Origin of the sequence: Paenibacillus sp. yr247 (assembly GCF_900103825.1) — a bacterium.
In the GTDB taxonomy this organism is placed as follows: Bacteria; Bacillota; Bacilli; order Paenibacillales; family NBRC-103111; genus Paenibacillus_E.
The window spans coordinates 323,299-344,991 of the sequence record NZ_FNIF01000003.1 but is presented as its reverse complement, the minus strand read 5'-3'; the positions used below and the strand labels follow the sequence as shown (position 1 = coordinate 344,991).

The following is a 21,693-nucleotide window of genomic DNA, read 5'->3' as shown; positions in this document are numbered from 1 at the left end:
TACTCTCCTAGAAAAAAATATTAAATTACCTTGGATGTTGTATTCTGTGACTTCTCGGTGTTTATCGCAATTTGATCCAGAAGGATTGATCAGCTGTACTTAATTCTACGTAAGAATATCGACGCACGTTTTAATCCTCAACTTATAGATTGGTCCGGTACTAGTCAGACAAAACAGGTATATAAATGAAAATGATCTCTTAAAGATCTTTAATGCAACAAAAGAGAATAAACGTTTGATAGCAGCAATCCAGTATGAAGGCACCGGAAGTGTATCACCTCACATAAAAATACCGACCAAGGTTAGATAGGAAATAGATTGGGGGAGGTAGACCATTGAACGAGGAAAAGAAAATCATCGTCAGTCTGGGGTTTGAAGGTGGGGAAGTCACATTATGGGGCCGCCGGAATTCACTTGGGTCGTGGAAATACGCCACAGGCAGAAATGAGTCGGCACTGGCGGATTTGCTATTCGACGAGGATGCGGATTTGTTACCAGTCCTGGTGAGGGAGCCAGTTCAGTGGGTTGATTCGTTCGATGAAGCGATCGGCCTTCTTGAAAAATACTCGTGGCGACGTGCGTATCCGTCTCACGTCCACCCTGATTTTCGGGAATTGGTGTGGAATCAGGTCATCGCTAAAAGACCGCCGTCGAGAAATCTATTTCGGTGGGTCGAAGCATGCGAGGTTGAAATCGATAAGGGCATGGTAACCCTAGCTGATTGGATACAGAACTCGAAATTTACAGTAATCCTTTCAGGTGCGGGACTCAGCACAGCCAGCGGCATTCCCGACTTCCGATCTGGCAGCGGTTGGTGGAACAACATCGATCCGACCACCGTTGCTACAGCGGATGCTATGAAGCACAACTATGAGACATTTCACGCCTTTTACAGCTTTCGAATTCACGCACTAGAGGGACTGTTACCCAATCAAAGTCACCAAATTCTAGCAAAATGGGAGAGGCACGGTTTAGTAAAAGCCGTAGCGACTCAAAACGTGGACGGGTTCCATCAGTTGGCCGGTTCACATAACGTGCATGAACTGCATGGGTCAATTCGGTCTGTGTGTTGCTCAGAATGTGATCATCCGGCGTCCACAGAACGTTTTTTAGATCAATCTAAGTGCCAGCAGTGCGACGGAAAGCTCAGACCGAACGTCACCCTTTTTGATGAGTCCTTACCTTCTCAGGCATGGGAAGGAGCTTTAAAAGCAATCGTCCAGTCGGATTTAGTGATTGCCATAGGCACAAGTCTCAATGTGTATCCAGCCAATAGGCTCCCGTCGATGACCGAAGGGAGAACTGTCGTTATAAATCTAGAGCCGACTATGATGGATGAAAAATTCAATCTAGTGATTCACGGAAAGTCCGAGGAAATACATCTAAAGGTCGATAAATGGATTGGGAGATTGTAGATCTTAGTCTAGGGTTTCTCGAGATACATTTAGGTAACATGTAATGGTAGGAAGTTAAAACTGATGGGCGATAAACCGAACAACTAGGAGGTAGTCTTTTGGAAAAAGCGGCACCGAGTTTGACCTCCATAATGGAGGAATGTATGAACCATTTTTGGAGATTTAGCAAAGAAAAATGTGTGGTACAGCACAGCATTCCTGTGCTGTACTTTGGGGACCATGACAGGTATCTTCGTTCGCCAATCAAAGTTGTGACCGCGGCACTAAATCCCTCACTCAATGAGTTTCCAAAAAGTAATCCGACGCAACGATTTGGATATATCCTGGAGCAGTCAAGTCATCTGTCAGAGGCAGATTACCGACAAGCACTGAACGACTATTTTAGGGTTGACCCATATTCGTCGTGGTTCCAAAACGGGTTTGAGAAGGTACTAGCAGGCTTTGGTGCTAGTTATTATGGTGGTATTGAGAATGTTCCGCTACAAACGGATTTCTGTACCCCGATCGCGACGGATCCAACATGGGGGAACCTAGGTAGGAGGGGGGAGGACCCAAATTATGCAGTTAATGCCCGAATAAAGCGTGATTTGCAAAGAGAAGGGTCTCGTATCTGGCACAACCTAATTGAACTGCTGCAACCAGACATCATTTTTTCGTGTCTCAATTCCACATGTAAAATTGAATTTGATATTATTGAAAAGCCGCAGCCGTTAATGGATTCGCCCCAGACAAATTCTGAACGTGTAGTTGTTTATTCTCGAATGAGACTGAAAAGCGGAAAAGAGTTCATATCGGTACAAGGTAGGACGATTAGTCTGCCCTTCGGCAGTCTTAGTGATAAAAGGAAACATGAAGTTGGAATGAGAGCTAGAGCGCTGTTTAAAAGGTATGTTTAGATTGTGTTCTCGTGTTTACTTGGATTCTCAACTCACAAATACTAGGTTTCGGCCAACGTGCACACGCGATCTAAGAGTTCCCTCCTTTTATACTAGTTGGAAGGATGGCTGAATTATGGAGTGTAAAGGCAAGGTCAGCAAGGCAGGGGTGTTTATTTTTGATGACTTTCGCGATCAGATTATTATAGACCGGTACAGTTCAGTTTTAGAAAGTTTTATTGGTCGGAAGCAAGACCAGATGAGGAGCAAGAACAGTGAGGACGTCATTACGTGGAACTGCTTTCGGACTCTTATTCAGGTGGATCCTGTAATATGGATTAGTGACTTATTTCGTAGATCATTTGGTGAACCCATCAGGATAGAAGATCGCAAGGATGTGCAAGTAACATTGGGGAAATCCATAGCTCCTCCATCTGGAATTACGTGGAGGGAAGGCTGGAGCGAAATTGATGTAATCGTTGAGTGGCCTGGTCATGTCTGGTACATCGAAGCAAAGTATACGAGTGTTCCCTTTGGCGTTTGCTCTTTCGACCAATACAGAAGTGAGAAATGAAATTCTCTCCCTTTACTTGCGTAACTTCCGACATCGACATTTCTCCAAATTTGATCACGATCTTCGTTGTATTTCACAGATAGACTCACATAATGGGTGACCTGAAAACTTTGTCTCCAAAAATGATTTCACAAACCCGATCCGTGCTAGGTTGCACCCCGATGCTCTTCCAATTCTCAAGCCCATCCTCGCGATATTCTTCACACCTTGAAATCAATTCCTCCTTTTTTGAATACTTGGATACCAAATTGATTTAATGAAATACGGATTTCCACCAGCAATTGTAAAAGCTGAAAATGCCGCTCGTATAAAATATTATGAATCTTTAGAATTAGCAAGTATGGGAAAGGATCTAAAACCATTTATGCAATTAATTACCGAATGTGTTGAGGATAGTTTGCAAAAGGATATAGGTGCAGTAAAGTGATTTGTGTCACGTAACCTATATAAATAAGATTAACAGCCGGAGCAGGAATTTCAAATTCCTGCTCTGGTTGTCTTTTATTAGGTTTCTTTCACGATATAGGTGGGAGCAAGGAGATTGCTTAGAATGTTTTAAATTTATTATAGGGAACGCGCATTCGGTGACCATTAGTAGTCAAAAGATGTCTGTATTATGGTTTATAAGAACAATAATCGAGGGATGCTCAAGGAACCTTTAGAGGCTATTCAGAACAATCCCTGCAAAATCTGTTTAGTAAAAATAGTCTTATCTGAACGGTTAAAACAAGGCGAGATGAGAACTGTCCGTGAAGGGGTGTTGGGCAAAGCTTATCCGTCACTTTAATTCGCATCACTTGTAATGATAAGGTCGTTGATAACGTTTTAACCTTTATAGTAGTAGTAGTCAATAAAAATCAAGAGTATATTGAGTCTCCAGAATAGTGTTGGGAAGAGATTCTACGTGGGCAAACGGCTGTGTATCCCACGAATATTTTACTTTACTTACAAAGCCAACAACTTAACTCTCCATTTAACCATACAAAAGAAGGGGAATTTGGAATAGTGTCGAATTTTTAGATGTGAAAAAATGCCCCTACAGAATAAACTCTAATCACTGAGATACAGAGGTGTAATATGGATACGAGGATACAGTATGAACAAGGAACGTTGAATACGAATCTAAAAATAATAAATCAAATTCTAGAGAACTTGACAGGGCATAAAACTGTAGTTACTAATAGAGCAGACCAAACTATCATTAAGCGGCGTAAAGAACGGATAGAAAGTATACTGCAAGCTCGTTCTCATCCATACCTAGGCCGTATGGACGTAATGCAACAGGATGGCAAAAGGGTCCCCTATTATGTAGGGAAAACGAGTATTGGTGATGAATATGGTGAAAATGAGATTGTTATAGATTGGAGATCGGACTTCGGCAAATTGTACACTACATACTCTGGTGGTAAAAAGCACTGGCCGGGTATTGGTAATTTGATCGGTAAACGACAAATTACAATGGACCAACATAGAGTTAATCGAGTAGTTGATGTGGGGCAGATGGAGATTCCAAAGCCCCTACCGGATACAAAAAATGAATCCATACTTATTCCTGTTGAAAACGTTACTAATGAGCAATTCCTAAATGAGATCCTAAGCCACACGGCTGAAGGTTTTCAGTTACAGGAAATCATCTCATCTCTGCAAGAAGAGCAAGATGAAATTATTCGTCTTCCCATAGATCAACCCGTGGTCGTTCAAGGAGTCGCCGGTAGTGGGAAATCGTCTGTAGCGTTGCATCGAATTTCTTATTTACTTTTTCAATATGAGAAGGTTTTGAAACCGGAACATATTTTAGTCGTTGCACCCAATAGAATGTTCATCTCCTACATGCAGAGCATTATTCCAGAGCTAGATATTCAGGGGATCCAACAAGACACATTTATAGGTTTTGCGCTGAAACACTTATCTCTAAAGACTATCCAGCCTCCACATTTAGAATTGGCTGAAGTTATGAATAAGGAGAATTCTGATGAAAGTGTTGTCTTGATCTCAAGATTCAAGAACAGTATGGCGTTTCAAAGGGCTCTTCAACGTTATATGGACCACCAAATAGAACACAATTGGCCGAAACAATCATTGTATTTAAACGCTTCATTTTCTTTAAGTCAAGAGAAAATCCATGAAATTTATAAGGGATATCAACATTTACCTATAAACCATTGTCGAGAACAAGTGCTGCGTTCAATAAAGAATTTAATTCAAAATGAAGTAAAGGGCCAACAAAAGTCGATCGAAGAGCAATTTGAACTAATTGTTCAAGATTGGGTACAGGCATTACCGGAAGGTAGTACGAATCGAAAAACATTGTTTGTATCACTAGAGCATGCGAAAGCTTTCAAAAAGGATCAGATAGCGGTCGCAGGTAAAATGGCTTACGATAAATTTTCCAATAATTGGGAAAGTGTAAGTACTTTGGAACTATACAATCAACTTTTTGATAAAGGTTTGTTAATGGGATTAGTCCCTGATATTAATTCTGAGCTGGCTGATCTCCTTTGTGCGAAAAGTAAGCAGGAAACTGGATATGAAGACTTAGCTGCTTTGCTTTATATTGAAAACCGCCTGAATGGGATTAAAGCCTCCTTTGGATACATGGTAATTGATGAAGCCCAGGATCTAAGTCCATTTCAACTTTTTATGCTTAAACAATTTTCAAATTCTGTTACTATTTTAGGCGATATTACTCAAAGTATATACCCTACAGGTATACAAGCATGGTCTGAGATAGACGAACAAGTGATTGGAACAAAAACCATCCGAATGATGCAGATGGAAACAAGTTACCGCTCCACTTATGAAATCATGAGTATGGCTAATCAAGTAATTGAGAATAGCCAACTCTCCCTACCACGGATTATTCCTGTTAATCGTAAGGGAGGGAAACCAGTTATTCAACGAGTTGCAGACGGTCAAGATCTCTTAATGCGTATTAAGGAATCTTTAGATCATTTCATCAAGAAGGGGCACTCAAAAGTAGCAATCATAGGTAAAGATTTGAGGCAGACAGATGGTATTTATCGTCAATTAGTTGAAATCGGGGTTGAGGGCGTACAACTAGTCGATTCTGACGACATAACATTAAAAGGATCGATCATTCTAATTCCTTCATATTTGGTTAAAGGTATGGAATTCGATGCTGTAATCATCCCTAATGCCAATGACCAACGATTTTTAAAAAGTCGAGTACTTGATACCAAATTGATGTATATTTGCATCACTCGCGCCCATCATGATCTTCATGTGTATTATCACGGCACAATCTCGCCGTTACTTAAGGGATTGTCAGTTTCAGAACTAAAAGGAAATGAAAGCTTAAACGAGATTTTATAAAATGTCATTATTCATAATGTGAATGTAAGTGCCGCTACGGAGGATAGCAATCACCCAGTGTACTAACGTTAGGAGAGACAACTTTGAACCAAAAACATTTAGAGAATGCTGAAGATTCAACAATAAAAGAATTAATTATGCGCTTTTTAATTGACGATGACTATTTCGGTGAATTATCACACCAAAGTATTAGACCTCCCAAGGCAAGTTATTTTTGCAAAAGGCACAATGGAGAAAGAGTTTCAGTTATCCAAATTAATCAAATCTTTAATTTACATAAAAACCTTTACGGAGCCATCGAAAAATTGATTTCTTATCATATTTCGGTCTACACAAAAAATAAATATGAGAGTGTAATTAAACAACATCGTTTTGCAACTGCTGATGCTAGAGTCTATTTGATTTTTGAGAAGGAAGTACTGAATACATTGCGTAAAAAGAAAAAATAGAATAAATTAAGCCTACGAAAAGAATGCCGTTGATCAAAAATGGTATTCTTTTTTTATTCCTTAAGGCAATTGGAAAGGTTCACGTAAATAGTTGGAGAAGCACATACAAGGGTATTGTGCTGGAATGATATTTTGTTATAAACCAATATTATTCGAGGAGCGAGACGGATTATGAAATTTTGAAATCAATGTAGGGCTGAGACTAAATGATGTATATGGTTTTTGGAAATGCATTGAAGATAGTTATAGTACAGAACAAATGCCAAGGAGGATCATATTTACTGGGAATAAACGTTCGCACCCTACATGCACCCATTTGTCACCAGTTTAAATTGGCGTGGAAAGTGGTAACGAACAACGTTCAAGCCCTTGCTATATCTACATTCGGTAGCTCTGGGCATAAGGAATTATTGTGGATAAGAGGTAATGATTGGTGTTAATATATTTAGTATTTCACCCGAAACTAACATGTATTACCCTGAGATGTACGTATTTTCGCGGTTTTTAACTACTTGGATCTCTTTTGTGCATGTATAATATCGGTGTAAATCTACATGCACCCAAAATGATATTCATGTCCTCTTCACATGAACCCATACATATTCCTCTGGGAACATGTGTCCAGTAATGATCCTTTTTTGGCACTATTGGTGTAAATATGGTGTAAATATCGATGTAAATATTGGTGTGAAAAAGTGGTGTTAAAACTAGTAGACTATTGGTGTAAAACTGGTGTTAAATTGGTGAAAAAACCTCTCCTAAACCAACTAAAAGGAGCTTAAGCGAACGTAATGCGAACGTCAAAACCCAGTAAAATCAAGGCTCCAGCCGACTATAACAGTCTCTATAAAACTCGCATTTTGACCCGCATACGGTGCATGTTCAACAGGTAAGTTTACCGCAGAGCCGACTGGAATCAAGCATTCGCCCTGATTTTTGCTTGGCCTATTTTTTTCAATCCAATCCATTGATCGGTCGCATCCCAATCATCCGCCGCTGGATCACAAGCCCTCAATTTATCCTCTTTTGTCTCATGTCTCATGTCGATGTTGGCAAGTCTAAATCTATACCCAATCGAAATCACTTGCCACGTCTGCATTTTGCCCCTCTCGAACCTTTCCAATTGGTGTTACCGATCCGTCCCTCAATTACTCTTTTCAACGCCTCAAAGCCTTTCTCAATCGCTTTACTCAATCAAACCACCCTTTAAATCCTAATGTTCCTCTCTTATTTACCCTGCCTTTCGGCTCAAACTTATTTTGCTTTTTTTCGGTTGTTCGTTTTTATCCACTAGATCTTCGGTTTCAGCAGCAAACTTATTTTGCTTAGGGAATGTGGGAGTAAACAGAAAAATGGCTGAGAAACCTTGTGGGATGTGGGTTTAAGTTAATTGGAGGGGGAGAGAGGTGCAGACTTATTTTATGGGGGACATGGGGACGAATTGGGGACGAAATTCATCATAAGACATCATAAACCCTCAGAAGTCAAAGAAACTTGAACTCTGGAAGCCCTTATATATCAAGGGTTCAACGGGTTTTATCGGTCTTAAACCTAAAGTAAAGTCCATCTTGAGGGGGTGGCGCTCACAAGGCGTGAGGGTTCAAATCCCTCCGACCGCATCCCAATGTTACAAGCATGAAACCCTTGATATATAAGGGTTTTTTTGTTTTATAACAGATGAATAAGATATCGTTCTTGGATCATAGAATTATACAAATGATACAATGGTGATATGTACAGGCGATGGGTTCTCTGGCACAGTTGACGCATTTTTTATGCCAGTAAAAAACGGGCAGAAGATCAAGGGTTCCAGTACACGTCCTACAATTACCAAGACAAGCTGTCATAGGTTGGCGCGCGAATCAGCATGACTCGTCGAGGCAATTGTCATGACAAGCCGATCACAGAGGAAATTAAACAAACTGGCGTAGGTACTGAACCGGCGTCAGTTTGTAACATAATCATTAAGCTTTTGTTTCAATAAAATCTTTGTGGCGGAAGAACATAGTGGGTTCTTGAGTTACGGTGCCTGCTTGTCTACCAACTACACTTACTTGAATTCCATCGCTTTTATTAGGATTGGCTACCCCTCCTTGGACCACCAGACGAAGGATATCGTTCTGATCAAAAAGTGGCGTAGGTGTTGAACTGGCAAATGCCACAACAAAGGATTCATGATCCACTAATGTAACTGTCGCTCTGCCTAATTCTGCCTCAGTTGATGGTTGTGGAGGAGGAACTGTTGTCGTTGGAGGAACACAAACAAAAGAAATAGGGGCTCGAAACAAAATCACAGTTACAGTTCGTTCCTTATCAGTCGGGTTATTTAAAGAAACAAACAAAAAAGTTGGTTCAGGTTCTGTACCTTCTGTTGTTCTAGGGACCACAAACGGACCAGAGGAAATTGCACGCATAATATTCACCTCCCTTTTGTCACTTATTACAATTCACTTATGATCAATACAATATATTACTTAATACCTTTTGCTGTAAACGTGATTTGAAGGAGGTGATTTGCGTATATTATAGTTCTCATTGACGTTGAACCAACATCCATGGTTTATGCCAGCTCACGGTCTACAATTTTATCTTCATTACCCATGATGTTGGCTTAGCCAATTATGTCAGTGATAAGAATCAAAAGTGTTGCCGCGCTATAAGCCTCCAAATAGAGATGAAATAAATCTCAATATATCTTGTAGAGCTTAAAAGGAAAGTAGAGTATTTTGGAGAATATACATTTCAGATCTGAATATTTCTTAATAAAGGATGGAAACCATGAAAATAAATAATTATAAGGAGTTTTGGTCGTTTTACTTGAACCAGCATAGTAAAAAGACCACTCGAAGGTGGCATTTTTTTGGAACATTGTGTGTATTCTTATGTGTGGTGTTGGCTATTTTTTTGTCCAATTTCTGGTTCTTATTAATGGCTCCTGTAATCGCTTACGGGCTTGCTTGGTACAGTCACTTTTTTGTGGAGGGCAATAAACCGGCTTCGTTTGGACATCCACTCTGGTCGCTTCGAGCTGATTTTCAAATGTTTTTTCTAATGCTGGTAAATCGTTTGGATAAAAAGGAAAGTAGGTAGAGTCAATGGCTGATAAATCTTTTCTTGAAAAATATAAAGAAGACCACCAGCATCCGATAAACAAGCTTACACATACAGTAGGGATTCCAATGATTGTCATTTCGGTCCCTTGCTTGTTCTTTAGCTGGAAGTTTGCCGTCCTATTATTTGTTGTGGGGTGGATTTTACAGTTTATCGGGCATGCGTTCGAAGGCAAAAAGCCTTCTTTTTTCTCGAATCCGATTTATTTACTTGTAGGTCCAATATGGTTTGTGAAAAAGATGATAACTGGTAAAGGGCGCAGCACGAAATAATTCCGGAATTCAATGTAATCGCTAAACCAGAACCAAAGCCAGCAAAAAAGGACATTAATTACTGGTGCTACCAAAGATGAAGTGAAATCATTCAATTAGCTAGTCAATACGCCAAAAATGCAAAGCGCGAACGGAACAATCGAGCTCCCGTAGCGCTTTTCCTGTTTTTATCGCGTTCGTAGTAAGCCAATTAATTGAAATACATAAAGGAGTTCAAGACCCATGACTTTGAATAAAAGAAACAAACTAGTTGAAGTGAGTAGAACGCTAGCTAAGGTTGCAATAGGGGAAGCTTTTGCCGATGTAGTTATTAAGAATGGAACATTAGTCAATGTGTATTCAGGTGAATTACTTGAGCATATGGATGTTGCTGTTGCCGCTGGTAGAATTGCGTATGTAGGGAACGCAGACCATACCATTGGGGCTCAAACGGTTGTTATCGATGCCACAGAGAAGTATATTTCTCCAGGATTATTAGACGGTCATATGCATGTTGAAAGTACTATGCTTTCCGTTACCGAGTTTGCCAAAGCGGCATTAGCTAAAGGAACAACTGGAATATTTATGGACCCGCATGAAATTGCAAATGTGTTTGGTACAGAAGGTGTAAGGCTGATGCACGAAGAGGGACAGCAGCTGCCTCTCAAAGTATTTACGACCTTCCCTTCCTGCGTACCAGCGGCTTCCGACTTGGAAGATGCAGGTGCAAGCTTAGAAGTAAACGATATAAAAGAGGGGCTGCAGTGGGACAATGTGGTTGGACTTGGTGAAGTCATGAATTTCCCTGGTGTTGTTTATGGTGATCCGAAAATGTGCGGGGAGATTGAAGAAACGATCAAGCACGGTAAAACGGTCACAGGACATTTTCCAAGTGAAGATGATCGTATGCTGCAAGCTTATATAGCATCCGGCGTGACATCCGATCATGAAACCGTAACACGGGAACAAGGCCTTCACAAAGTTCGCATGGGCATGCACCTTATGATTCGTGAAGGTTCGGCTTGGCATGATGTCAAAGAGGTTATTAAGGTAGTAACCGAAGATAAGGTCAACACGGACAATATCTCCCTCGTCACTGATGACGTAAATTCGCAAACTTTAGTGGAGAAAGGCCATCTCAATCATGTGGTGCGCCGCGCAATTGAAGAGGGTGTCGATCCAGTAACAGCAATTCAAATGGTAACGATTAATGTGGCGCGCTACTTTAAGATGGAGCAAGATTTGGGCAGCATTACTCCTGGTAAATGTGCTGACATTTTATTGATCGACGATCTTCGGAAGGTCGAGCCTTCGACTGTCATTACCGATGGTCAAGTTGTTTTTGAAAAAGGCAATCTCACTGTTGATTTCCCGGATTTCGTGTATCCAGAGCACATACGCAATTCCATGAACGTTAAGCGAGAGCTTACTGCCGTGGACTTCAAGCTTGCAAGTCGCAGCAAGCAGGATAAGACGCAGGTCAATGTCATCAACATTATTGAAAATAGCGCAAGAACTGAGAAAATGACAGCGATGCTCGATGTTCAACAAGGGATCATCCAACCGGATGTAGAGCAGGATATTATCCGTCTCGCATGTATCGAACGACACCATGGAACAGGTCAAATTTCACTTGGTTTTACGCATGGCTTTCAAATCAAGGCAGGTGCGGTAGCGTCAACGGTGGCGCATGACAGTCACAATCTAATTGTTATGGGGATCAATGAGCAGGATATGGCTTTCGCAGCTAATGAGCTTGTCAAAATGGGGGGCGGTATGATCGTTGTTGAGAACGGTAAAGTGCTGGCTCAAGTACCCATGACCATCGCAGGCCTCATGTCAGATAAATCATTGCTTGAAGTCGTTAATGAGGTTGCACAGCTCGAAAAAGCATGGAAACAAATTGGCTGTCCGTTGAACGCCCCGTTTATGACATTCTCGTTAATTGCGTTGCCTGTCATTCCTGAAATTCGGATTTCAAACCTAGGTATCGTCGATGTAACGCAGTTCAAGCTAATTGAGGTGGAAATTGTTTAACAAACGAGAGTACTGATTGTGGCTGCAGTATCTTGTAAACTTCTTATTGAAACCGGAGAGGATTTAACCTCTCTGGTTTCTTTGTTATATAACAATAAAAATAATTTCAAATTATTATTGCATAAATGTTTTGTTTAGTTATACAATATAAAATATAATCAAGTTCTGTAATAATACAATGGTGCACATGTTGAAGGGAGAGATGGTTATGAGTAGTTTGGCATCGTCGATGGAGTTGTTCGAGAGAAGGAAATTCATACACCAACATGCCTATGACTTTCAGAGAGCTGTGGCGAATCGAGAAGAACGTACGGAACACGATGAATGCGGTGAAACTGCTTTCTATCCATTATCACCATTGTCTTTGACACTGTACTATGCCTTTGATGATGAAACGGAAGTGGGATAAACGGGGTAAAACATCTCATAAGATTAAACGAAAGCCTGCCGAATTTTCGGTAGGCTTTTTATTGTTATAGTACATTAAAAGTTAAATAAATATTTTATAAAACAGTATTGAATTCAACTGTTTTATGTGTTATAAATTATATTAATAAAACAAACTGTATTAATACATTAAAGGAGGATACAACAATGGATTGTCCAACATGCCAAGGTAATGGAGATTTAGATGAAATCAGAAGCACCGATGAGCACTTTCACAAAGAGGGGTCGTCCATCAATTTTGGTCAGGATCGCGTGTTGTGGCCAAACACTTGCCCGGTTTGCGGCGGCAGCGGATTTCTAGACGTATCCTTTTAAAAACCAAAACCCAATAAAGGAGTGCATATGATCATGAGTAGACAAAGTCAACGTGAACAGCTGCAAGCGAGCTGGAATTCCAAGCGATTCGAAGGGGTGTCTCGACCTTATTCTGTAGAGGATGTGCTTCGCCTCCGTGGCTCCGTAATGATTGAACAGACACTGGCTAAGCAGGGAGCTCGCAAATTCTGGGAGCGGGTTAACGCTGAAGACTTTGTTCCTGCACTAGGAGCTCTAACGGGAAATCAAGCTGTGCAGCAAGCAAAAGCAGGACTTAAAGCGATTTATTTGAGCGGTTGGCAAGTTGCCGCCGATGCGAACTTATCCGGTCATATGTATCCCGATCAAAGTCTTTACCCAGCTAACAGCGTACCTAGCGTTGTGAAAAGAATTAATCAAGCGCTGCAGCGGGCCGATCAGATCCAGCATGCGGAAGGAAGAGGAAGTATTGATTTCTACCTCCCCATCGTGGCAGACGCTGAAGCAGGCTTCGGAGGACCACTTAACGTCTTTGAGTTGATGAAGGGCATGATCGAAGCGGGAGCCGCTGCAGTCCATTTCGAGGATCAGCTCTCCTCCGAAAAGAAATGCGGCCATTTGGGTGGCAAGGTGCTGCTGCCAACGCAGCAGGCAGTGAAAAACCTAATCGCAGCAAGGTTGGCCGCTGATGTGATGGGTGTGGAGACAGTGTTAATCGCCCGAACAGATGCGAATGCAGCAAGTCTTCTTACAAGTGATATAGACGATAACGATCGACCGTTTGTAACTGGCGAACGTTCACCCGAAGGATTCTACTATGTGAACGCAGGTTTGGATCAAGCGATCTCACGTGGTCTGGCTTATGCGCCTTACGCGGATATGGTTTGGTGTGAAACATCAGAGCCAAACCTGGAGGAGGCAAGACGTTTTGCCGAAGCGATTCATGAGAAATTTCCAGGCAAGCTGCTCGCTTATAATTGCTCACCCTCGTTTAACTGGAAGAAAAAATTAGATGAACCAACGATTGCGAAATTTCAACAAGAACTCGGCAAGCTGGGCTATAAGTTCCAATTCGTAACCTTAGCAGGCTTCCATGCGCTGAATCACAGCATGTTTGAACTCGCTCACGAATACAAAGATCGCGGTATGGCAGCCTACTCTCAGTTCCAACAAACGGAATTCGCCAGCGAATCTCGCGGCTACGAAGCGACACGCCATCAGCGTGAAGTAGGAACGGGCTATTTCGATGAAGTATCGCAAGTAATTACGAGCGGCACTTCTTCCACAACTGCGCTTTCTGGTTCGACAGAAGAGGAGCAATTTGCCCATTAATATCAATGCCAGAAGGTTGAAGGAGATGAGGGTATTGATCGATCAAATCTTGCCTAGTGGAATTGAACTCCAAGACATATCTTTGGGAGTGGAGCAGAGGCGAATTTTTACTCCGGAAGTATTGGCATTCGTGGCGTTACTTGAACGAACATTTGGAGCAAAACGGCTTGAGCTATTGCAGCAGCGTAACCTAAGACAGAATCGTATTGATTCAGGAGAGCTGCCGAACTTCCTTCTGGAGACAGCGGGAGTACGCAGCAGCGAATGGACAATAGCACCGATCCCTGCGGATTTGCAAGACCGACGCGTCGAAATAACAGGTCCAGCTGGCGACCGTAAGATGGTCATTAATGCATTCAATTCTGGGGCATACGTTTACATGGCTGACTTCGAGGACGCCAACTCGCCGACGTGGAACAATACGATCGATGGTCAAGTGAATCTGCACGATGCCGTTCGTGGAAAGATCGCCTTCAACAGTCCAGAAGGGAAGAGCTATCACCTTCAGGATCAGACAGCCGTCCTTAAAGTTCGGCCTCGCGGTTGGCATCTGGAAGAGAAACATATGAAAGTTGATGGACACCCTGTATCAGGATCGTTATTTGATTTTGGCGTATACTTTTTCCTGAATGCAAAAGCATTGACCCAGCAAGGAAGCGGACCTTATTTTTACTTACCTAAGCTGGAGAGCCATCTGGAGGCACGTCTTTGGAACGAGGTATTCAAGTTTGCTCAGCAAGAATTGGGAATCCCACAGGGCACGATTAAAGCTACGGTGCTTATTGAGACGATCGTAGCGGCCTTCGAAATGGACGAAATTTTGTATGAACTTCGAGAGCACAGCGCAGGACTTAACTGCGGACGGTGGGATTATATATTCAGTTTTATTAAAAAGCTGCACAAGCAGCCTCACGTCATTGTTCCTGACCGTGCGCAGGTCACGATGGAATCGCCTTTCATGAAAGCTTACTCGCTGCTTGCTATCCAGACATGTCATAAGCGGAATGCTCCTTGCATCGGAGGCATGGCTGCTCAAATTCCGGTGAGGAATGATCCGAGGGCGAATGAAGAAGCAATGGCGAAAGTGAGAACTGATAAGCTGCGAGAGGTGAGGAATGGTCACGACGGCACATGGGTTGCGCATCCCGGATTAGTCCCTGTGGCGAAAGCGATATTCGATGAGCATATGCCATCAGCTAATCAAATAGGCAGGCAGCTATCTGAGGTCGAGATTACCGCTGAACAATTGTTGGAGGTGCCGCAAGGACTGATTACGGAGAATGGGATTCGGACGAACGTCAGCGTTGGCATTCAGTATTTGGAAGCCTGGTTGCGTGGTTTGGGTGCTGTACCGATCAACAACCTGATGGAAGACGTGGCAACTGCGGAAATATCACGCGCTCAGCTGTGGCAGTGGATTCACCATCCCTTAGGGATCTTGGATGACGGGCGCAAAGTAACGGCTGAGCTATTTCTACAGATCCAATATGAGGAGTTAGAAAAGATCAAAGCGAAACTTGGGGAAGAAGCACTCCAGCAAAGAAAGTTTGATCTAGCGAATGTGCTTTTTACCCAGATGACGGTTTCACCTGACTTTGAATCTTTCTTAACTGAACAAGGGTATCGGTATTTGTAATGAGTATAAGCAAGTTTGAGACAGGGCCTTTAAAAAGGGCTTCTGTCTTTTTTTATTTGAATATAATATAATTATTTCAATGTTATAGAACAGTTCAGCGAGGTGTGAACCATGAGCACGGGCCATTCGGAGCTTCATACGAAGCATGAACAAATTACGAAATATATTGAATCTTTGCCTGTGGGCACAAAGCTGTCCGTTCGACAAATCGCCCAAGATCTGGAAGTGAGTGAGGGAACGGCTTATCGTGCGATCAAGGAAGCGGAAAATATCGGTTTGGTGAGCACGAAACGGCGGATCGGTACGATTCGCATGGAGAAGAAAGAAGAACCCGTCATTGATAAATTAACATTCGCGGAAATCGTGAATGTGGTGGAGGGCGTTGTGCTGGGCGGCTCTTCAGGTATTCATAAGTCACTGAACAAATTCGTTATTGGCGCTATGCAGCTGGAAGCTATGTTGAAGTATATTGAGCCAGGCAATTTGCTCATTGTCGGCAATCGTGTACAAGCCCATATGTGCGCACTTAGTCAGGGCGCTGGCGTGTTGATTACCGGTGGATTTGATACCACGCCTGAAGTGAAGGAGCTAGCAGATGAATTGCAATTGCCTATTATCGGCAGTTCATTCGATACATTCACGGTTGCCACGATGATTAACCGTGCGATGGAAGACCGTCTCATTAAGAAGAAAATTATGATCGTCGATGACATCGTACGCAAAGATAGCCCGATTTACTCGCTCATAGCTGCAAACACGGTCAAGGACATGCAAAAGCTGGTGGAGGAGACGACGCACACACGGTACCCTGTCATCGATGAGAATCAGATGCCGATTGGCATGATCACGACCAAGGATATCATGGGCGCAAAACCGAACCAGCTCGTTAGCACCCTAATGACACCGAATCCGCTGATGATAAACTTGAAAACATCGGTAGCGTCAGCTGGACATACGATGGTGTGGGAAGGCATTGAACTGCTGCCCGTCATAGATACCGATCGCAAGATGATTGGCGTCATTAGCCGCAAGGATGTCATGAAAGCGATGCAGCATATGCAAAGACAGCCTCAGAACGCCGAAACGTTTGAGGTGCAAATCTATTCAGGGATCGATGAACTTCGAGATGTGGAAGGCAAACTTTTTTTCAAAGGAACGGTTACACCGCAAATGACGAATTTTGAAGGTTTGGTCTCCGAGGGTGTGCTGACAACGATTATGATTCGTGCGGCTTACCGTACGGTTCAGGAGCACAAGAAAGGCGATCTCATTCTGGATAGCTCTTCCAGTTATTTTCTGATCCCGCTGCAAATCGATGACGTCATCGAAATCGTGCCTTCCATCGTGGAGATGAGCCGCAGATTTTGCAAGATTGATATGGAAATCATGACGAACGGTACTAGAGTAGCTAGAGCTATGTTTACAGCACGAATCTTGTAAAAGTAAACGTGCACGTCCTAGCAGATGGCATGTAAAATGGCAAGAGATATCTAATAACTTTATTTGTAATCAGAATGAAATCTGTTTTTCATCTGACGTTAATGAAACAAGCTTATAATAAAAGTCGACCCCCCTTTAAAATATATACTCTTAGGTCCACAGCCCGTTGCTGTGGGTCTCTTTTTTTGTTGAAGGAAAAGCGATGAGCAAAGAGCACTCTCTAACTTGAGGTTAGAAAGTGCTCTTTGTTTGTTACTGTTATTTGCTTGCTGAGACAGTCTCTATTTCTTTAACGCTTTGATAAATAAGGTTGAAAAGCTCCTCGAGGTTGCCTTCTTCAATACAGGAGAAAGCCACGCGAAGGTCGGTAGTTCCTAGTGCGATCGTGCCTACACCATGCTGGTTGAGTAAGTGTACGCGCAAGGATTCGGCATCAACGGTTTTGAGCTTCAAACACATGAAGTAGCCGGAGTTGAAGGGGTAGTAGCCCCATGCATCGTCAAACTTTCCGCTGTCCAGAATGGACTTGGTACGGTTGGCGCGGCCTTTCATGATCTCATATTTCTCTTGCTTCTGTTGGCCGAACTCAGGAGAGTTAAGCGCGTGAAGCACGAACGTTTGGGACGGGTGCGGGCCGCTGGAAATGGTTGCACGGATGATACCCATTGTTTTTTGCTCCAGAGCGCTAAGAAGCGCTTCGCTTTGGCCTGCATACGTAATGAAGCCTACACGGAAGCCCCAAACGTACTCTTCCTTCGTCGCTCCGTCAATTTTGACAGCAAGCACGCGCGGGTGAATATCAGCCAATTGCCCGAACAAGGACTCATGCATTGAACCTTCAAAGAAAAGACCAAAGTAAGCATCGTCTGTAAGGACGATTACGTTGATTCCTGCTTCAGCCGCATCTTTGATGGCTGCAGTAATTTCTTTGCCCTCTTCAGCACCAGGCGTGTAGCCTGTAGGGTTATTTGGAAAGTTCAAGACAACGATTGCTTTGCCTTTGGACTTTTGGGCAAAAAGAGCTTCGCGAAGTCCTGCTGAATTAAACTTCATTTCGTCGTTATAAAGCGGGTAATTCACGATCTGTGCACCACGGCGAATTTCGAACGTTAGCTCGTAGTTCTCCCAGTTTTTATCTGGGATAAGAACAGCATCGCCAACATCTGCGAAAAGGTCAGCGGCAATGCTGAGACCGTGTGTCAACGCATTCGTAACGATCGGATTACCGATAAGTTTGCTGCCAATCTCGGGATTCTCTTCGAGCATTTTTTTGCGCCATGCTGTACGAAGCTCAGGTTTACCGGCAGGTGGTGCGTATTCATATATATCTTTTGGTGCGTAGGTGGAGAGAGTATCTTGAATGACCTTCAAATGCATAGGCTGACCATTTTCGATAGCAATACCGATTGTAGCATTGAATTTCTTGGCCTTGGACTTTGCTTCAGCAGATTGGCTGAGAATACCTTCTTTCGGGAAGTAAATCGATCTACCTAATGCAGAAAGCATGTCATGCACGTGAGAATTTTCACGTTCGAGGGTCTCGTTTAACTGTCTTGCCAGAGGATTCATAAGAGTGGGTCATTCCTTCCAATGAGCTATTCATTTTTTGCAGTTATTATACCACTTTCATCAGAGTACGTCACGGCGCGAAACAAATTTTATCGGAAACGTTTTCTAAATGGAATTAAACGCTTACTTTATTCAAAAATCCTTCCAATCGGCGCTTAACTTCAGGCCATTCGGAATCGATGATACTAAACATGACGGTGTCCCGTATATAGCCGTCGTGGAGCACACGATGTTGACGGAGAATCCCTTCCCTTTGGGCGCCTAACCGTGTAATCGCTGCTTGAGAGCGGTCGTTCCGTAGGTCTGTTTTAAGTTGTACGCGGAGCAGGTGTAACGATTCGAAACAGTGTCGCAGCAGTAAATATTTGCATTCGGTATTAACGCGTGTACGCCAGACAAGAGGATTGTACCAGGTATAGCCAATCTCCAAATTCCGATGTGGGGCGGAAATATCGAATAAACGCGTGCTGCCGACGAAAGTGTCTGTATGCTTGTCATAGACGCTGTAAGGAATGCCAAGGCCTGCCTTCTGCTCTTCCAGTGCTTCGCGTACAAACTTCTCGACATCTGCGGAACGAAGAAGCGGGGTCATGTAGGCCCAAATTTTCGGGTCGGCGGCAGCTTCCGTGAGACCGAGTATATGGGATTCTTGCATAGGTAGCAGAGCGACACGCGTTCCTTCTAAAATAGGGGGTTTTAGATTCATTGGAATGTTCTCCTTGTCATAATGTCATATTTATGAGATTAATGGAAAAGTGGAATTATAAAAAGATCCAATTTAGTTATATTCTTATGTACCAATATTTCCGCAATGCTTGTCTAAAGAGGGAACGTCAATGCGTTATTTGTTTCGTTTACTTGTTTGCAGGTTCCTAAGCGATCCTCGTTCTTTATTCATTGAAAATCGGAGTATATTCCCTCGGTTGGGGCTGAAAAACGAATTGTAGTTCCCTTTGGGGAACGAAAATAAGCATTTTGCAAGAAATACCGCACTCAGGTTCCCGAAATCATGGCTGAGGCAACTAACAAATAGGCTATTTCATTTTAAGCGGGAAATAGTCCTCAGAGTTCATTGACACTTGATATGCGGAATACTGAACTGAATACTGTGAAGATCGGAGGATTAAGCATGGAGTTTCATTTGCCGTATCATTCTTATCGAATTAGATATGCGAGTAAATATGCGGCTTTGTATCATGCTCTTCATGATGAGATCCTGGGGAATAAGCTGAAGTTAAATACGAAGCTCCCATCGAGCCGCGAATTGGCGGCTATGTTCGGACTGTCCCGGGGGACCGTTAACCAGGTTTACGATATGCTGATCGCTGAAGGCTACTTGCAGGCTGATGTAGGTAGAGGGACTTATGTTGTGTTTGCCGGTGAGCAGGAGAAACAGCGGAAGAATAAGGGGAAGGAAATTCGACTTTCGGATTGGGGGGCGCGGGTTAGTGAGGGTGATCGGATAGCGCGGAGAGAAGGAGAAGGAGAAGGAGAAGGAGAAAGAGAAAGAGAAGGAGAAGGAGAAGGAGAAGGAGAAGGACAGAAGCAAAGAGAAGGATTAGAGCAAGGGCAAAGGCACATGCGAGAGCAGGGTCAGGAGCAAGGAGAAAGACACAAGCGTGAGCGTGGTCAGGAGCAAGGGCAAAAGCAAAAGCGAGAGCAGGGCCAGGGGCAAGGGCAAAGGCATAAGCGAGAGCAGGGTCAGGGTCAAGGGCAAAGGCACAAGCGTGAGCAGGGCCAGGAGCAAGGGCAAGTAGAAGCGATTTCGTTTGCGGTGGGTCATCCGCAAATGGATGAGTTTCCGCGAGAGCTCTGGAATCGCGGGATGTATGAGCAGGTGCGGCGGATGACGGAGTCGCCGCAGGAGGAGGCTCACTTCGCCGAGGGTCATTATGCGCTTCGCGAAGCGATCGCTCAGCACCTGAGGCGCATGCGGGGAATCGATGCGCCTCCTGAGCGCATCGTGATCGTCAATGGGTCGATGCAAGCGATAGCGCTGCTGACCCAGGTGCTCGTGAATGAAGGCGATCCGGTCATACTGGAGCGCCCGGGCTATCATGGCACCAGCCGCGCTGTGCTGGCCGCTGGCGGGGTGCCCGTCCACGCTGCGGTGGACGGGCAAGGGCTTGTCCCGCAGCCGTGGAACGCACGGCTGCTGTTCGTGACGCCAAGCCGCCAGTTCCCTACGGGGGCGGTGCTGGGCCTGGAGCGCCGCCAGCAGCTGCTGCGCTGGGCGGCGGAGCAGAGCGCTGTCATCGTCGAAGACGACTATGACAGCGAATTCAGGCACCGCGGGCGGCCGATTGAGCCGCTCAAGGTGCTAGACCAAGAGGGCCGAGTGGTATACATCGGCACCTTCTCGAAAACGATGCTGCAGGATCTGCGCATCGGATATGTCGTGCTGCCGGAGGCGCTGCTCGGCGCCTTTGTGGCCGCGAAGCGGCTCTACGAGCCGCACCCTTCGGGGCTGCTCGAACAGCGCTCACTCGCCGCTTTCATGGCGAGCGGCGGCTACGAGCGACATCTGCGCCGAATGCGGCGGGTGTATGCGAGCAAGTTCTTGCTCCTGCAGGCTCATCTGCAGGAGCAGCTGTCCACCCTCTTCGAGTGGGTGGAGAGCGATGCGGGGCTGCATCTGTTTGGCTGGTGGCGGGGCGACCCCCGCGACTACGCCGTCTATGCAGCCGCATGCCGTAAGGCCGGCGTCTCGTGGAGCGATGCAGCGACCTATGGCCTTCCCCCAGAGCGAGCTGGGGCATGTTTCGGTTTTGCGCATCTCACCGAGGAGGAGATTCGCCGCGGCGTTGCTCTTCTGCGACATGTTTATGAAATTGTCACAAAATGTTGAATTTGGCTTTTGGCAGGATTGACATTGTGTGCTATGATCTAACATGTGGTCAATTAATATTTTTCTTAGGAGTGATCCTTAT

19 protein-coding genes are annotated in these 21,693 nt (G+C 44.0%); 15 read left to right on the top strand and 4 right to left on the bottom strand.

The features are described 5' to 3' along the window. Nucleotides 1-335: 335 nt before the first annotated feature. The 6 genes from BLT91_RS10605 (at nt 336) to BLT91_RS10585 (ending at nt 6,646) form a co-directional block, all read left to right on the top strand. Nucleotides 336-1,415, top strand: coding sequence for an SIR2 family NAD-dependent protein deacylase (locus BLT91_RS10605; protein WP_254776876.1), 1,080 nt, complete (start codon nt 336-338; stop codon nt 1,413-1,415). 98 nt (nt 1,416-1,513) lie between these two features. Beyond that, nucleotides 1,514-2,311: a hypothetical protein gene (locus tag BLT91_RS10600; protein ID WP_090820502.1), complete on the top strand. Its 798-nt coding sequence runs from the start codon at nt 1,514-1,516 to the stop codon at nt 2,309-2,311. Nucleotides 2,312-2,426: 115 nt separating this feature from the next. Then, nucleotides 2,427-2,864, top strand: a complete 438-nt coding sequence (locus BLT91_RS10595; protein ID WP_090820500.1) for a hypothetical protein — start codon at nt 2,427-2,429, stop codon at nt 2,862-2,864. A 256-nt stretch (nt 2,865-3,120) separates the two neighbouring features. Continuing rightward, nucleotides 3,121-3,291: a hypothetical protein gene (locus BLT91_RS31455; RefSeq protein WP_175532221.1), complete on the top strand. Its 171-nt coding sequence runs from the start codon at nt 3,121-3,123 to the stop codon at nt 3,289-3,291. Nucleotides 3,292-3,974: 683 nt separating this feature from the next. Then, nucleotides 3,975-6,197, top strand: a complete 2,223-nt coding sequence (locus BLT91_RS10590; RefSeq protein ID WP_175532220.1) for a HelD family protein — start codon at nt 3,975-3,977, stop codon at nt 6,195-6,197. A gap of 83 nt (nt 6,198-6,280) precedes the next feature. Then, entirely contained in the window at nt 6,281-6,646 is a 366-nt protein-coding gene (locus BLT91_RS10585; RefSeq protein ID WP_090820496.1) for a hypothetical protein, read from the top strand. Between the two features lie 916 nt (nt 6,647-7,562). Here the strand turns inward: BLT91_RS10585 and BLT91_RS10580 are convergent. Continuing rightward, complete coding sequence (locus tag BLT91_RS10580) at nt 7,563-7,745, bottom strand: hypothetical protein (protein ID WP_090820494.1); 183 nt, start codon at nt 7,743-7,745, stop codon at nt 7,563-7,565. Between the two features lie 865 nt (nt 7,746-8,610). Beyond that, nucleotides 8,611-9,060, bottom strand: a complete 450-nt coding sequence (locus BLT91_RS10575; RefSeq protein ID WP_090820492.1) for a hypothetical protein — start codon at nt 9,058-9,060, stop codon at nt 8,611-8,613. Between the two features lie 364 nt (nt 9,061-9,424). Between BLT91_RS10575 and BLT91_RS10570 the strand changes: the two genes are divergently transcribed. The 8 genes from BLT91_RS10570 to BLT91_RS10540 all read left to right on the top strand — a co-directional run bounded on the left by BLT91_RS10570 (nt 9,425) and on the right by BLT91_RS10540 (nt 17,194). After that, nucleotides 9,425-9,736, top strand: coding sequence for an Mpo1-like protein (locus tag BLT91_RS10570; RefSeq protein WP_090820490.1), 312 nt, complete (start codon nt 9,425-9,427; stop codon nt 9,734-9,736). Nucleotides 9,737-9,741: 5 nt separating this feature from the next. Beyond that, entirely contained in the window at nt 9,742-10,029 is a 288-nt protein-coding gene (locus BLT91_RS10565) for an Mpo1-like protein (protein ID WP_090820488.1), read from the top strand. A 222-nt stretch (nt 10,030-10,251) separates the two neighbouring features. After that, nucleotides 10,252-12,045 carry an adenine deaminase gene (gene ade, locus BLT91_RS10560; RefSeq protein ID WP_090820486.1) on the top strand — a complete coding sequence of 598 codons (1,794 nt, stop codon included), beginning with the start codon at nt 10,252-10,254 and terminating at the stop codon, nt 12,043-12,045. Nucleotides 12,046-12,253: 208 nt separating this feature from the next. Then, nucleotides 12,254-12,454 carry a hypothetical protein gene (locus tag BLT91_RS10555; RefSeq protein ID WP_090820484.1) on the top strand — a complete coding sequence of 67 codons (201 nt, stop codon included), beginning with the start codon at nt 12,254-12,256 and terminating at the stop codon, nt 12,452-12,454. A 185-nt stretch (nt 12,455-12,639) separates the two neighbouring features. Next, nucleotides 12,640-12,807: a hypothetical protein gene (locus BLT91_RS31450; protein WP_175532219.1), complete on the top strand. Its 168-nt coding sequence runs from the start codon at nt 12,640-12,642 to the stop codon at nt 12,805-12,807. A 33-nt stretch (nt 12,808-12,840) separates the two neighbouring features. After that, nucleotides 12,841-14,118: an isocitrate lyase gene (aceA, locus tag BLT91_RS10550; RefSeq protein ID WP_090820482.1), complete on the top strand. Its 1,278-nt coding sequence runs from the start codon at nt 12,841-12,843 to the stop codon at nt 14,116-14,118. A 25-nt stretch (nt 14,119-14,143) separates the two neighbouring features. Then, a complete protein-coding gene (aceB, locus tag BLT91_RS10545; RefSeq protein WP_090820599.1) occupies nt 14,144-15,754 on the top strand; it encodes a malate synthase A in 1,611 nt (536 codons plus the stop codon). Nucleotides 15,755-15,865: 111 nt separating this feature from the next. Then, complete coding sequence (locus BLT91_RS10540; protein ID WP_090820480.1) at nt 15,866-17,194, top strand: DRTGG domain-containing protein; 1,329 nt, start codon at nt 15,866-15,868, stop codon at nt 17,192-17,194. A gap of 258 nt (nt 17,195-17,452) precedes the next feature. Here the strand turns inward: BLT91_RS10540 and BLT91_RS10535 are convergent, their stop codons facing one another. Together BLT91_RS10535 and BLT91_RS10530 are read right to left on the bottom strand one after the other, a co-directional pair. Then, nucleotides 17,453-18,763, bottom strand: a complete 1,311-nt coding sequence (locus tag BLT91_RS10535; RefSeq protein ID WP_090820478.1) for an aminotransferase class I/II-fold pyridoxal phosphate-dependent enzyme — start codon at nt 18,761-18,763, stop codon at nt 17,453-17,455. 115 nt (nt 18,764-18,878) lie between these two features. Continuing rightward, entirely contained in the window at nt 18,879-19,469 is a 591-nt protein-coding gene (locus tag BLT91_RS10530) for a GNAT family N-acetyltransferase (RefSeq protein ID WP_090820476.1), read from the bottom strand. A 423-nt stretch (nt 19,470-19,892) separates the two neighbouring features. Here BLT91_RS10530 and BLT91_RS10525 point away from each other — a divergent pair, with 423 nt between their 5' ends. Next, a complete protein-coding gene (locus BLT91_RS10525; RefSeq protein WP_175532218.1) occupies nt 19,893-21,611 on the top strand; it encodes a MocR-like pyridoxine biosynthesis transcription factor PdxR in 1,719 nt (572 codons plus the stop codon). Nucleotides 21,612-21,693: the final 82 nt, after the last annotated feature.